Source organism: Pseudomonas sp. P1.8 (assembly GCF_001269805.1).
Lineage (GTDB): Bacteria > Pseudomonadota > Gammaproteobacteria > Pseudomonadales > Pseudomonadaceae > Aquipseudomonas.
This window is the reverse complement of record NZ_LHVM01000013.1, coordinates 99963-113002: the sequence shown is the minus strand read 5'-3', so window position 1 is coordinate 113002 and position 13040 is coordinate 99963. Positions and strand designations below refer to the sequence as shown.

Here is a 13040-nt window from a genome sequence, read left to right as displayed (position 1 = left end):
GTGTACGTCCGTGGGTGCCCGGTTACGGTGGAACCCGATGAAGAATCTATTGCTGCGTATCAACGACAGGATCTACATGACCTGCATCTGGGTCGCGGGCCTGTCGGTATTGGCCATTTCCCTGATGATCCCCTGGGGCGTGTTCGCCCGTTACGTCCTCGGCACCGGCTCCAGCTGGCCGGAGCCTACGGCGATCCTGCTGATGATGGTCTTCACCTTCATCGGCGCCGCTGCCAGTTATCGCGCCGGTGCACACATGGCGGTGGCGATGCTCACCGACCGCATGCCCGCCGAAATGCGCAAAGCCGTCAGCGTGCTGTCGCAACTGCTGATGGCGACCATCTGCCTGTTCATGGCGATCTGGGGCACCAAGTTATGCCTGTCCACCTGGAACCAGTTCATGAGCGCCCTGCCGACGCTGCGCGTGGGCATCACCTACATGCCGATCCCGGTGGGCGGCGTGCTGACATTGATTTTTGTTCTGGAAAAACTCTTGCTCGGTGATCAGAGCAACCGTCGGGTCGTGCGTTTCGACCTCGTTGAAGAAAATGAAGGTGCCGCTTAATGGACGCTCTGATTCTGCTCGGCAGTTTCATCGCTTTGATCCTGATCGGCATGCCGGTCGCCTACGCGCTGGGCCTTTCGGCGCTGATCGGTGCGTGGTGGATCGATATCCCCTTCCAGGCCTTGATGATTCAGGTCGCCGGGGGCGTGAACAAATTCTCGCTGTTGGCGATTCCGTTCTTCGTCCTGGCCGGCGCGATCATGGCCGAAGGTGGCATGTCGCGCCGGCTCGTGGCGTTCGCCGGGGTGCTGGTGGGCTTTGTGCGTGGCGGCTTGTCGCTGGTCAACATCATGGCTTCGACCTTCTTCGGTGCGATCTCCGGTTCCTCGGTGGCGGACACCGCCTCGGTCGGTTCGGTGTTGATTCCGGAGATGGAGCGTCGTGGCTATCCCCGTGAATTCGCCACGGCCGTGACCGTCAGCGGCTCGGTGCAGGCCCTGCTGACACCACCGAGCCACAACTCGGTGCTGTACTCGCTGGCCGCGGGCGGTACGGTGTCGATTGCCTCGCTGTTCATGGCCGGTGTGGTCCCGGGCCTGTTGATGAGCGCGTGCCTGATGGTGCTGTGCCTGATCTTCGCCAAAAAGCGTGACTACCCCAAGGGCGAAGTCATTCCGATGCGCGAAGCGCTGAAGATCTGCGGCGAAGCCATGTGGGGCCTGATGGCGATGGTGATCATCCTCGGCGGCATTTTGTCGGGTATTTTCACCGCGACCGAATCGGCGGCGATTGCCGTGCTGTGGTCGTTCTTCGTCACCATGTTCATCTACCGCGACTACAAGTGGCGCGAGCTGCCGAAACTGATGCATCGCACGGTGCGCACGATTTCGATCGTGATGATCCTGATCGGCTTCGCCGCGAGCTTCGGCTACATCATGACGCTGATGCAGATCCCGGCGAAGATCACCACGATGTTCCTGACCCTGTCGGACAACCGTTACGTGATCCTGATGTGCATCAACGTCATGCTGCTGTTGTTGGGCACGGTGATGGACATGGCGCCGCTGATCCTGATCCTCACGCCGATTTTGATGCCGGTGATCCTCGGCATCGGCGTGGACCCGGTGCAATTCGGCATGATCATGCTGGTGAACCTGGGGATCGGCTTGATAACGCCGCCGGTGGGCGCGGTGCTCTTTGTGGGATCGGCCGTGGGTAAAGTCAGCATCGAATCGACCGTCAAAGCCCTGCTGCCGTTCTACGGCGTGCTGTTCCTGGTGCTGATGGCCGTGACCTACATTCCTGCGTTGTCGCTGTGGTTGCCGCATCTGGTGTTGTAACGCTTTTCTGTAGGAGCCGGCTTGCCGGCGATGGCCATCTCAAGGACGTCATCGCCGGCAAGCCGGGCTCCTACACAAAGCATTCCCTGCATTCGCCTACATCGCTGGTCAATATGAAGCCAACACTGCTCGAACTCGAAGACGAATTCACCCGCCTCACCCTCGCCCCGGAACTCGGGGCGAGCATCGTCAACTGGACTGTGCGCAGCACCGGCCTGCCCTTGCTGCGACACGCCGATGAGCACGCCCTGAACACCGGCCTGCCGGGCAAACTCGGCTGTTTTCCCTTGATCCCCTGGTCCAACCGCATTGCCGAAGGCGGTTTCGACTGCCCCGATGGTTGGCTGGCCCTTGCGCCGAACAGCCTCACCGATCCCCTGCCCATCCACGGCAGCGCCTGGCAACAACCCTGGCAGGTGGTGTCTCATTCAGCGAACGAAGTGGTTCTGCAACTCGACAGCACAACCCCCTTCGCCTACCGCGCCCGGCAGCGTTTTCATCTGAACGCGGGCAAGCTGAGCATCGAGCTGCATGTCACCCATCTTGCCGAACGCGCTGCGTGGCACGGGTTGGGCTTGCACCCGTTTCTGCCACGTACGGCGAACACACTACTGCAAGCGCCGGCGCAACAGGTCTGGTTGTGCGATTCGAAAAAACTACCGACCCGACTCAGCGAATTGCCGCAAGAGTGGAGCTTTCAGCAACCCAATGCATTACCCGAAACGCTTGTCGATAACGGATTTTGCGCGTGGGATGGCCACTGCCTGATCCAGCAACCGGACCTTGGTTATGAACTGCAATGCCAGGCCAGCGGCAGCGATTACTACCTGCTCTACTGCCCCGTGGGCCTGGCGTTTTTCTGCATTGAGCCGGTCAGCCACCCGGTCAATGCACATCACTTGCCCGGTCGGCCGGGATTGCGCTTGCTGGAACAAGGGCAATCCGCGCAACTGGGGTTCAGCCTGCAATATCGAGCGATATAAACGCGTTAACCCAGTAACTGGCTCAACACCGCGCGCAACTTGCCTGGCTTCACCGGTTTGTTCAGCAGCGGTGCAGCGAGTCGTTGCAGGGAGCGCCGGCACTGGTCGGTGCGGTCGGCGGTGATGATCACGGCGGGAATGTTCTGCACAAAGTGCTCGCGCAAATGCCGGACCACCTCACAGCCAACCACGCCGTGATCGAGGTGATAGTCCGCCAGTATCAAATCCGGTGCGTGACCGCCCAACGCAACCAGCGCAGAAGTTTCATCAGTGGCTGTCACAACGTCACAACCCCACTGCCCGAGCAACGCGCTCATGCTATCGAGAATACTCACTTCATTGTCCAGCACCAACAGGCGGCGCCCTGGCAACGGGTCGCCCGCCCCTGCCTGCGGCACCGTTTGGCTGACGGGCAATGGAACCTCGGCGGAAATCGGCACGTCGATGCTGAACATCGAACCGCGCCCCGGCGCCGATTTCACGCCGATGGTATAACCGAGAATCTTGGCGATGCGCTCGACAATCGCCAGCCCCAGACCAACACCTTTGCGGTCGGCGGCGCGTCCGACGTCCAGTTGATTGAACTCCAGGAAGATCGAGTCCAGGCGATCCGCGGCGATCCCGCGCCCGGTGTCCCACACCTCAAGGCGCAACATCGCGCCGCGACGCCTGGCCCCCAGCAGAATGCTGCCCTCGTCGGTATAACGACAGGCATTGCTGAGGAAATTACGCAGGATCCGCGTCAGCAGACGTAAATCGGTATTGATGGCGCAATCGACCGCGTGCACGCGCAGGTTCAAGCCTTCCGCCTGCGCAACCGACTGGAACTCCGACACCAGCGGCCCGAACAACTCGTCGAGGTGATAAGGCGCAACGTCAGGTTTGACGGCGGCCTGATCGAGCCGGGAAATATCGAGCAGATCCGTGAGCAGGTCCTCGGCGCCTTCAAGGGCTTGATGGGTGCGCTCTACCAGCACCTGTTCGGATGCCGGCAACTGGCGCTCGCGCAAGGTAGAAATCAGCAACCGTGCGGCGTTCAGCGGTTGCAGCAGGTCGTGGCTGGCGGCGGCGAGGTATTTGTCCTTGCTGTGATTGGCGGCCTGCGCCGCATCCCGGGCATGGCGCAAGGCCCTGGCGATCAGTTTGCGCTGGACGATCTGCTGCTGAAGATTTCGATTGGCCTCGAGTAATTCATCGGTGCGAGCGGCGACGCGGTGCTCCAGTTCATCGTTGAGCTGCTGCAAGTGTCGCTGCGCCTGTTTGCGCTCGGTGATGTCGGCGACAAATCCTTCGACCAGCTCCTCATGCCCCGGCTTGAGCAACAGGTTCATCAGCACATCGATGTGGCTGCCATCCTTGCGGCGCAGACGGGTTTCATAGGCGTTCAGGCTGCGTTCGCGGGTGAGGATTTCGCCGATGTGTTCCAGCTCCGGCGTGCCGTCGATAAACAGGTTGGCGGCCAGGTCCGTCAGGGAAAACAGCACTTCCTGCGGATCCTTGTAGCCAAGCATGTGTGCCAGTGCCGGATTGGCGGCGCGCATGCCATCGCGCAGGCTGGCCTGGAAGATGCCATTCACCGCGTTTTCAAACAGCCACTTGTAACGATTGCGCTCGGCCTCCAGTTCATCCAGGCGCGCAGCCAGCTCCGGGTAATGGCTCTTGCGGGCCGAGTGATTACCCAGTCCCAACAGGCCGGTCAGCGCCCTTTGCTGCTCGTCAGAGGGCTTCGCCATACACGACCTCGACGTCACGCTGACTGGATTCGCGCGGGTTGGTCAGGATGCACGGATCGTGCATCGCATGCTGCGACAGAAACGGAATGTCCGAGGTCCTGACCCCGTGCAGACCCAGGGTCTCGTGGAAACCGATGGCACGCTTCAGCGCGATCAGGTGTTCGACCAGTCGCCCGCAAATCTGCCGGTGGTTCAGGCCTCGGCAATCGATGCCCAACGTTTCGGCAATCACCTTGAAGCGATCCGGCGCCGAGTTGTAGTTGAACGCCACCACATGCTCCACCAACACTGCGTTGCACAAGCCGTGGGGCAAGTCGAGAAAACCGCCCAGACTATGGGACATGGCATGCACCGCACCGAGGATCGCGTTGGAGAACGCCAACCCGGCCTGCATGCTGCCGAGCATGATTTTTTCGCGCAGCGCGATGTCCGTCGGGTTAGCGATCATCTGCACCAGGTTACCGTTGATCAGGCGCATGGCTTCAAGCGCATGGGGATCGGTCAGCGGTCCGTTACCGGTGGAAACAAAGGCCTCGATGGCATGCACCAGGGCGTCGATGCCGGTACAGGCCGACAGGAACGGGTCCATGCTCAAGGTGGTTTCCGGGTCGATCAGCGAAACGTCGGGCACCACGGCCTTGCTGACGATGGAGAACTTCATGCGTTCCTGCTGGTTGGAAATGATCACGAATTGCGAGACATCGGCCGAGGTGCCGGCGGTGGTCGGAATCAGGATCAGCGGCGGGCTGGGCACGCGGATGGTGTCCACGCCTTCAAACTCAAGGATGCTGCGGCCATGGGCAACAACGATACCGATGCCTTTGCCGCAATCCATCGGGCTGCCGCCACCGACGGCGACGATCACGTCGCAGTGGTTTTCCCGGTACAACTCGGCACCGCGCATCACTTCCTCCACCCGTGGGTTGGGTGAAACGTCGGTGTACAGGCAGTACTCGATGCCCAGCGCTTGCAGGCTGGCCTCGACATCGGCGACCCAACCGGCGGCAACCACACCGGGGTCACTGACCACCAGGACCTTGCGTGCGCCAAAGGTCTTGGCGTAATTGCCGACACTGTGCCGGCTACCGGCGCCGAAGATGATTTCAGGGGACACGAATTTACGCAGCTGGTTGAGACTCTGGCTCATTGGAAAGCCTGTTTTTATTGTTTTGGAAGGTAGAAACCACACTAAACCATCCAGCTGTGAATGCAATCAGACCAAGGTCACTGGCCCAGACACAGATCACTGTAGGAGCGAGCTTGCTCGCGATGGTGTGTCAGCAAACCAAAGTCAACTGGCACACCATCGCGAGCAGGCTCGCTCCTACAGGGGATTTTTGTCGCTGGGCTATCCGCGATAGATCAGCTGCGAAGCCTTCGCATTGCGCAGCGTCAGGTGTTCGATCCCCTGCCCCGGTTCCTCGGCTTCTTCACGGGCCTTGAGGATCACACCGTGATGCGGCGACTTGCTGCACACCGGGTCGGCATTGCTGGCATCGCCGGTCAGCATGAAGGCCTGGCAGCGGCACCCACCCAGGTCCTTGTGTTTTTCATCGCAGGAGCGGCACGGTTCTTTCATCCAGTCATCGCCACGAAAACGATTGAAGCCGAAGGACTCGTTCCAGATGTGCGAGAGGCTGTGCTCGCGCACGTTGGGAAACGGTACCGGCAATTGCCGCGCACTGTGGCAAGGCAAGGCTGTGCCGTCGGGAGTGATGTCGAGAAACAGGTTGGCCCAACCATTCATGCAGGTCTTGGGACGCTCTTCGTAGTAGTCCGGGGTGACGAAGATCAGCTTGCACGGATGACCCTGGGCATCAAGGCGTTCGCGGTATTCATTGGTGATGCGCTCGGCACGCTGCAACTGCTCGCGGGTGGGCAACAGGCCGACGCGATTGAGCTCCGCCCAGCCATAGAATTGGCAGGTGGCCAACTCAACAAAATCCGCTTCCAGCTCCAGGCACAAGTCGATGATTTGCGCGATCCGGTCGATGTTGTGCCGATGGGTGACAAAGTTCAGCACCATCGGATAGCCCTGGGCTTTCACCGCACGGGCCATGGCGAGTTTCTGTGCAAAGGCCTTGCGCGAGCCGGCGAGCATGTTGTTCACCGCCTCGTCGGCGGCCTGGAAGCTGATCTGGATATGGTCCAGCCCGGCCACCTTGAAATCGCGCACCTTTTGCTCGGTCAGGCCGATGCCGGAGGTGATCAGGTTGGTGTAGTAGCCCATGTCCCGCGCAGCTTTGATCAACTCGGCCAGGTCCTGACGCACCAACGGCTCGCCCCCGGAAAAACCCAATTGCGCGGCACCCATCTCTCGCGCTTCACCGAAAACGCGAATCCATTCTTGCGTACTCAGCTCCTCGCCGTGCCGGGCAAAGTCCAACGGATTGGAGCAATACGGGCATTGCAGCGGACAGCGATAAGTCAGTTCGGCGAGCAGCCATAACGGCGGGCCGGGCAGCGTCTCACTCGATCCAGAACTGCGCATGCGCCACCTCCAGGAATGCCAGCACATCCTCATCGATTCCCGGAACGCCGGGGAACACCGTGGTCAATTGTTCAATGATGGTCGCGACGCTGCGCTGGCCGTTGATCAGGCCAAGGATCTGTCCGGCACTGGCGTTGAGTTTGATCATGCCTTCGGGGTACAGCAGCACGTGACAGTCCTGGCGCGGCTCCCATTGCAGGCGAAAACCGCGACGCAAGGCCGGTGACTGCTGGCGATTGATCAGGCTCACAGGGCGATCCCCCGATGCCAGACGTTGTCGCCGGTGACCGTGTGATACGGCGGGCGTTCCAGCTCGTAGGCCATGCTCATGGCATCGAGCATGCTCCACAGCACGTCGAGCTTGAATTGCAGAATGTCGAGCATGCGTTGCTGCCCCTCGGCGGTCACGTAGTGCGCCAGCGTGATGCGCAAACCGTGCTCGACATCGCGCCGCGCCTGGCTCAGGCGTGTGCGAAAGTAGTCGTAGCCGGCGACGTCGATCCACGGATAGTGAGTCGGCCAGGCGTCGAGTCGCGATTGATGGATCTGCGGCGCGAACAACTCGGTCAGCGAGCTGCTTGCCGCTTCCTGCCAACAGGCGCGACGGGCGAAATTGACGTAGGCGTCCACGGCGAACCGAACGCCGGGCAGCACCAGTTCCTGAGACACAATCTGCTCGCGATCCAGCCCCACCGCTTCACCCAGGCGCAGCCAGGCTTCGATGCCGCCCTCGCTGCCGGGGACGCCATCGTGGTCGAGAATCCGTTGCAGCCATTCCCGGCGCACGTCGCGGTCCGGGCAGTTGGCGAGAATCGCGGCGTCTTTCAGGGGGATGTTGACCTGATAGTAAAAGCGGTTAGCGACCCAGCCCTGAATCTGCTCGCGGCTGGCGCGGCCGGCGTACATGGCTTGGTGGAATGGGTGGTGGATGTGGTAATAGGCGCCCTTGGCGCGCAGGGCCTGCTCGAATTCGCTTGGGGTCATGGGGGTGTCGGTCATTGCGGGTCTCCGGGGAATCTGCTGTGTCTGGTCTGGTCTCAGCGCTGGCAAGCCAGCTCCCACAGGTTTTTGTGTACACCGCAGAACCCTGTGGGAGTTGGCTTGCCCGCGAAGGCGTCCTTCGCTACAGCTCAATACTCATGCCGTCATAAGCCACTTCAATCCCCCGCCGCTCCAGCAAGGCCCGTTCGGCGGAGTCTTCGTCGAGAATGGGATTGGTGTTGTTGATGTGGATCAGCACCTTGCGCTGGCGGTTGAAATCCTCCAGCACTTCAAGCATCCCGCCGGGGCCGCTTTGTGCGAGGTGTCCCATGTCGCTGCCCAGGCTCTGGCCGACTTCACAGATGCGCATTTCGTCATCACGCCACAGGGTGCCGTCCAGCAGCAGGCAATCGGCACGCTGCATCCAGCCCAGCACTTCATCGTCAATTCGACCCAGGCCAGGCGCATAGAACAGCGAGGCGCCGTTGCGCAGGTCTTCGATGAACAAGCCAATGGTGTCGCCCGGTTGCGGGTTGCCGCGATTGGGCGAATACGGCGGCGCGTTGCTCACCAGAGGAATGGCGCGCAACTGTAGGTGTTCACAGGCCGGGATGCTGAACGGCTGACGCTCAAGACCGATCGGCCGCCATTGCAACCCAGCGTTCCAGTGTCCGAGCATGTTGAACAGCGGGAAACCACTGCTCAGATCCTGATGCACGCGCTCGGTGCACCACACGTCATGCGGGCAACCTTCACGCAGGCTGAGCAAACCGGTGCAATGGTCGATCTGGCTGTCCAGCAGCACGATACCGGCGATGGCGCTGTCACGCAGGCGCCGTGCCGGTTGCAGTGGCGCAAAACTCTCGAGTTGCGCGCGAATGTCCGGGGAAGCGTTGCACAGCACCCACTCCACACCGTCGTCACTCAGGGCAATCGACGACTGCGTACGGCGCTGTGCCCGCAGGCTGCCATTGCGCACACCGGCGCACTGGCGGCAGTTGCAGTTCCACTGCGGAAAACCACCGCCAGCGGCGGAACCGAGGATACGGATGTGCATGGCGGATGCTCCAGAAGGCAGGCCCGGCCAACGCAGCGGCTGGCCGGGTGATCAATCAACGGTTGGCGAAATACATCGTCACTTCGAAGCCAATGCGCAGATCGGTAAACGCGGGTTTAGTCCACATGGGTCATTCCTCTTCTTGTGCCCGGGTGATTCCGGTAGAGCCATTAATGCACGGGGCGTTGAGTGCCCGAATGCTACTTTCGAAGGAGTTGGCGGGGTGATTTGGTAGGGGGTATGCGCGGTGTCAGATACAGCCATTCGCTGGCAAGCCAGCTCCTACAGGTATTGCGCATTCCTGTAGGAGCTGGCTTGCCAGCGAACGCCGTTACCCGATTTCGAGTCGGGTTAGAAGAAGCCCAGCGGATTGATGTCGTAGCTCACCAGCAGGTTTTTGGTCTGCTGATAGTGATCGAGCATCATCTTGTGATTCTCCCGACCGACGCCGGACTTCTTGTAACCCCCAAACGCGGCATGCGCCGGGTACAGGTGGTAGCAGTTGGTCCACACGCGCCCGGCCTTGATCGCCCGGCCCATGCGGTAGGCGCGGTTGATGTCGCGGGTCCACAGGCCAGCGCCGAGGCCGAACTCGCTGTCGTTGGCAATCGCCAGGGCTTCGGCTTCGTCCTTGAAGGTGGTGATACCCACCACCGGGCCGAAGATTTCTTCCTGGAACACGCGCATCTTGTTATGACCCTTGAGCAGGGTCGGCTGGATGTAATAGCCGCTGGACAGGTCGCCTTCCAGACGTTCGGCCGCGCCGCCGGTGAGCAACTCGGCGCCCTCCTCCTGGGCAATGGTCAGGTACGAGAGGATCTTGTCGTATTGCTGCTCGGACGCCTGGGCGCCGACCATGGTCTCGGTGTCCAGCGGGTTGCCGCGCTTGATCTTGACGATCTTCTTCATCACCTGGGCCATGAACGGCTCGTAGATGGATTCCTGGACCAGCGCCCGGGATGGGCAGGTGCAGACTTCGCCCTGGTTGAAGAACGCCAGCACCAGACCTTCGGCGGCTTTTTCGATGAACGCAGGTTCGGCGTTCATGATGTCTTCGAAGAAGATGTTCGGCGACTTGCCGCCCAGCTCGACGGTGCTCGGGATGATGTTCTCGGCGGCGCAATGCATGATGTGCGCGCCCACCGGGGTCGAACCGGTGAAGGCGATCTTGGCGATGCGCTTGCTGGTAGCCAGGGCTTCGCCGGCTTCGCGACCGAAGCCCTGAACGATGTTCAGCACGCCCGCTGGCAGCAAGTCGGCGATCAGCTCGGCGAGAACCATGATCGACAGCGGCGTTTGCTCGGCAGGCTTGAGCACGATGCAGTTACCGGCGGCCAGGGCCGGGGCGAGTTTCCAGGCGGCCATCAGCAGCGGGAAGTTCCACGGAATGATCTGCCCGACCACGCCCAGCGGTTCGTGGAAGTGATAGGCCGTGGTTAGCTCGTTGATCTCGGCAGCGCCACCTTCCTGAGCGCGGATGCACCCGGCGAAGTAACGGAAATGGTCAGCCGCCAGCGGCACGTCGGCGTTCAGCGTTTCGCGAACGGCTTTGCCGTTGTCCCAGGTTTCGGTAACGGCGAGCACTTCGAGGTTCTGCTCGATGCGGTCGGCGATTTTCAGCAGCACCAGGGAGCGGTCCTGGGCCGAGGTCTTGCCCCAGGCATCTGCAGCGGCATGCGCGGCGTCGAGGGCTTTGTCGATGTCGGCGGCGCTGGAGCGCGGGAACTCGGCGATGACTTCACCGTTGACCGGCGAGGTGTTGGTGAAGTATTCGCCATTGACCGGGGCGACGAACTCGCCGCCGATAAAGTTGCCATAGCGCGGTTTGAAGGTAACAACGGCGCCTGGGGTTCCGGGTTGTGCGTAGATCATGGTGGGCCTCTGTCTGGGTCGATGCCCGTCGTGCTGACAGGCGATGAGCCGATACTAGAGAGCCCCGCGCGCCAGACGAATGCATCGTTGGCAGGAGGGGCTCTCGTTATTTAGTAGGAGCCGGCTTGCTGGCGAAGGCGTCTTCATGGGCGATGCATGACTGAAGGGCCTCTTCGCTGGCAAGCCAGCTCCTACAAGGTATGTTGCGTACCATCAGTGCTTGGCCACGAGGTCCTTCGGCAGTTTGAAGGTCCAGAGCATGCCGCCCTGGTTGAAGTCCTTCACCCGCTTGGCCACTTCGCCGCCCCACAGCGGTACCGCGCCGCCCCAGCCGGAGAGCACCGAGACGTACTGTTCGCCGTCCATTTCCCAGGTCACGGGCGAGCCGAGCACGCCGGACCCGGTCTGGAATTCCCAGACCTTCTCGCCGGTCTTGGCATTGAACGCCTGCAGGAAACCTTCAGGCGTGCCGGTGAACACCAGGTTGCCCTTGGTGGTCAGCACCCCGCCCCACAGCGGCGCGTAGTTCTTGTGGCGCCAGACTTCCTTGCCGGTTTTCGGATCGATCGCACGCAGCACGCCGATATAGTCTTCGTTCAGCGGCTTGATGGTGAAACCGGCGCCGAGGAACGCCGCGCCTTTCTTGTAGGCGATGCCTTCGTTCCAGATGTCCATGCCCCATTCGTTGGATGGCACATAAAACAGCCCGGTGTCTTTGTTGTAGGCCATCGGCATCCAGTTTTTCGCACCAAGGAACGCCGGTGCTACGAAGACCGAACTGCCCTTGACCTCAGAGCCCGGGGCACCGGGACGGCTGGCTTCGTTGTAGATCGGCCGGCCGGTTTTATCCAGGCCGGTGGCCCAGGTGATCTTGTCCACGAACGGGAAGCCACGGATGAATTTGCCGTTGGTGCGATCCAGCACGTAGAAGAAACCGTTGCGGTCGGCAGTGGCTGCCGCCTTGATTTCCTTGCCACCTTCGCTGTAGTTGAACGACACCAGTTCGTTCACGCCGTCGTAGTCCCAACCGTCGTGCGGCGTGCTCTGGAAGTGCCATTTGATGGTGCCATCGTCCGGGTTGAGCGCCAGGCGCGACGAAGAGTAGAGGTTATCGCCAGGGCGCAGGTGCGAGTTCCACGGCGCCGGGTTACCGGTACCGAACAGCAGCAGGTTGGTTTCCGGGTCGTAGTAACCGCCAAGCCAAGGGGCTGCGCCGCCGGTTTTCCAGAGATCGCCCGGCCAGGTCTTGCCCACCTCGCCGCCGGAGATACCGTTCTCCACCGCTTTGCCGTCCTTGTAGACGAAGCCCATGTGGCCTTCGACCGTTGGACGGGTCCACAGCAGATCGCCGTTTTTCGGGTCATAGGCTTCGATCTTGCCCACCACACCGAACTCGCCACCGGCCACGCCGGTAATCAGCTTGCCGTTGATCACCAGCGGCGCGGCACTGATCGAGTAACCTTCCTTGTGGTCGGCGACTTTCTTGCTCCACACCACCTTGCCGGTGTCCTTGTTCAACGCCACGAGCTTGGCGTCGAGGGTGCCGAAAATCACCAGGTCGCCATACAGCGCGACGCCACGGTTGATCACGTCACAGCACGGACGGATGTCATCCGGCAGGCGCGCATCGTATTGCCAGAGTTTCTTGCCGGTGCGTGCGTCCACGGCAAACACCCGCGAGTAGGACCCGGTCATGTACATCACGCCGTCCTTGACCATCGGCTGCGCCTGCTGGCCGCGCTGCTTTTCGCCGCCGAAGGAAAACGCCCACGCCGGGCGCAGCTCCTTGACGTTGTCGACGTTGAGAATGTCCAGCGGGCTGTAGCGCTGCCCCTGGACACCCAGGCCATTGGTCACGACCTGTTCGGGGTTTTTCGGGTCCTGGAGAATGTCCTGGTCGGAAACCCCGGCCAATGCCTGGCCGGACAACAGCATGGCACTGAGCAGCAGGCTCAAGACGAAGGGCTGGCGACGTGCGGGTTGGGTCATGACGGCTTCCTCTGCGGATTTTTGTTATGTCCGGATAATTGTCCCGGTCTGATGCAGATTCTTGGGCGCAGCCGCCCTGGCAACAATTG

12 protein-coding genes are annotated in these 13040 nt (G+C 61.3%); 3 read left to right on the top strand and 9 right to left on the bottom strand.

Translation table 11 applies throughout. The annotated features are described in order from the left end of the window. The first annotated feature begins 37 nt into the window (after window positions 1-37). From AD668_RS11430 to AD668_RS11420, 3 genes are all read left to right on the top strand, one after another. Window positions 38-565: a TRAP transporter small permease gene (locus AD668_RS11430; protein ID WP_053158593.1), complete on the top strand. Its 528-nt coding sequence runs from the start codon at window positions 38-40 to the stop codon at window positions 563-565. After that, entirely contained in the window at window positions 565-1845 is a 1281-nt protein-coding gene (locus AD668_RS11425; RefSeq protein ID WP_053158590.1) for a TRAP transporter large permease, read from the top strand. Before AD668_RS11430 ends, AD668_RS11425 begins: the two co-directional genes overlap by 1 nt. Before the next feature lie 113 nt (window positions 1846-1958). Beyond that, entirely contained in the window at window positions 1959-2828 is an 870-nt protein-coding gene (locus tag AD668_RS11420) for an aldose 1-epimerase (RefSeq protein WP_053158587.1), read from the top strand. Between the two features lie 5 nt (window positions 2829-2833). On the opposite strand, the gene AD668_RS11415 is transcribed toward AD668_RS11420, so the two are convergent. The 9 genes from AD668_RS11415 to AD668_RS11380 form a co-directional block, all read right to left on the bottom strand. After that, on the bottom strand, window positions 2834-4561 hold the full coding sequence (locus tag AD668_RS11415) for a NahK/ErcS family hybrid sensor histidine kinase/response regulator (protein ID WP_053158584.1): 1728 nt from the start codon (window positions 4559-4561) through the stop codon (window positions 2834-2836). Then, the gene (gene ercA, locus AD668_RS11410) at window positions 4545-5708 is read right to left on the bottom strand and encodes an alcohol dehydrogenase-like regulatory protein ErcA (RefSeq protein WP_053158581.1); all 1164 of its coding nucleotides are present in this window, start codon (window positions 5706-5708) and stop codon (window positions 4545-4547) included. The genes AD668_RS11415 and ercA overlap by 17 nt, the downstream gene beginning before the upstream one ends. Before the next feature lie 201 nt (window positions 5709-5909). Beyond that, window positions 5910-7052, bottom strand: a complete 1143-nt coding sequence (gene pqqE / locus AD668_RS11405) for a pyrroloquinoline quinone biosynthesis protein PqqE (protein ID WP_053158578.1) — start codon at window positions 7050-7052, stop codon at window positions 5910-5912. Beyond that, window positions 7030-7302 carry a pyrroloquinoline quinone biosynthesis peptide chaperone PqqD gene (gene pqqD / locus AD668_RS11400; RefSeq protein ID WP_053158575.1) on the bottom strand — a complete coding sequence of 91 codons (273 nt, stop codon included), beginning with the start codon at window positions 7300-7302 and terminating at the stop codon, window positions 7030-7032. Before pqqD ends, pqqE begins: the two co-directional genes overlap by 23 nt. Continuing rightward, window positions 7299-8051 (bottom strand): pyrroloquinoline-quinone synthase PqqC, encoded by a 753-nt coding sequence (pqqC, locus tag AD668_RS11395; protein ID WP_053158573.1) that lies wholly within the window; start codon window positions 8049-8051, stop codon window positions 7299-7301. Before pqqC ends, pqqD begins: the two co-directional genes overlap by 4 nt. A 124-nt stretch (window positions 8052-8175) precedes the next feature. After that, window positions 8176-9090 carry a pyrroloquinoline quinone biosynthesis protein PqqB gene (gene pqqB / locus AD668_RS11390; protein WP_053158570.1) on the bottom strand — a complete coding sequence of 305 codons (915 nt, stop codon included), beginning with the start codon at window positions 9088-9090 and terminating at the stop codon, window positions 8176-8178. Between the two features lie 55 nt (window positions 9091-9145). After that, window positions 9146-9217 (bottom strand): pyrroloquinoline quinone precursor peptide PqqA, encoded by a 72-nt coding sequence (pqqA, locus tag AD668_RS28740; protein ID WP_003253598.1) that lies wholly within the window; start codon window positions 9215-9217, stop codon window positions 9146-9148. 224 nt (window positions 9218-9441) lie between these two features. Further along, window positions 9442-10962, bottom strand: coding sequence for an aldehyde dehydrogenase family protein (locus AD668_RS11385; protein ID WP_053158567.1), 1521 nt, complete (start codon window positions 10960-10962; stop codon window positions 9442-9444). Window positions 10963-11175: 213 nt separating this feature from the next. Then, on the bottom strand, window positions 11176-12951 hold the full coding sequence (locus AD668_RS11380; RefSeq protein WP_053158564.1) for a PQQ-dependent methanol/ethanol family dehydrogenase: 1776 nt from the start codon (window positions 12949-12951) through the stop codon (window positions 11176-11178). Window positions 12952-13040: the final 89 nt, after the last annotated feature.

Excerpts from the sequence above, each read along its gene's own strand:
- AD668_RS11430 (WP_053158593.1), top strand. The coding sequence starts at position 38 with ATGAAGAATCTATTGCTGCGTATCAACGACAGGATCTACATGACCTGC.
- AD668_RS11425 (WP_053158590.1), top strand. The coding sequence starts at position 565 with ATGGACGCTCTGATTCTGCTCGGCAGTTTCATCGCTTTGATCCTGATC.
- AD668_RS11420 (WP_053158587.1), top strand. The coding sequence starts at position 1,959 with ATGAAGCCAACACTGCTCGAACTCGAAGACGAATTCACCCGCCTCACC.
- AD668_RS11415 (WP_053158584.1), bottom strand. The coding sequence starts at position 4,561 with ATGGCGAAGCCCTCTGACGAGCAGCAAAGGGCGCTGACCGGCCTGTTG.
- ercA (WP_053158581.1), bottom strand. The coding sequence starts at position 5,708 with ATGAGCCAGAGTCTCAACCAGCTGCGTAAATTCGTGTCCCCTGAAATC.
- pqqE (WP_053158578.1), bottom strand. The coding sequence starts at position 7,052 with ATGCGCAGTTCTGGATCGAGTGAGACGCTGCCCGGCCCGCCGTTATGG.
- pqqC (WP_053158573.1), bottom strand. The coding sequence starts at position 8,051 with ATGACCGACACCCCCATGACCCCAAGCGAATTCGAGCAGGCCCTGCGC.
- pqqB (WP_053158570.1), bottom strand. The coding sequence starts at position 9,090 with ATGCACATCCGTATCCTCGGTTCCGCCGCTGGCGGTGGTTTTCCGCAG.
- AD668_RS11385 (WP_053158567.1), bottom strand. The coding sequence starts at position 10,962 with ATGATCTACGCACAACCCGGAACCCCAGGCGCCGTTGTTACCTTCAAA.
- AD668_RS11380 (WP_053158564.1), bottom strand. The coding sequence starts at position 12,951 with ATGACCCAACCCGCACGTCGCCAGCCCTTCGTCTTGAGCCTGCTGCTC.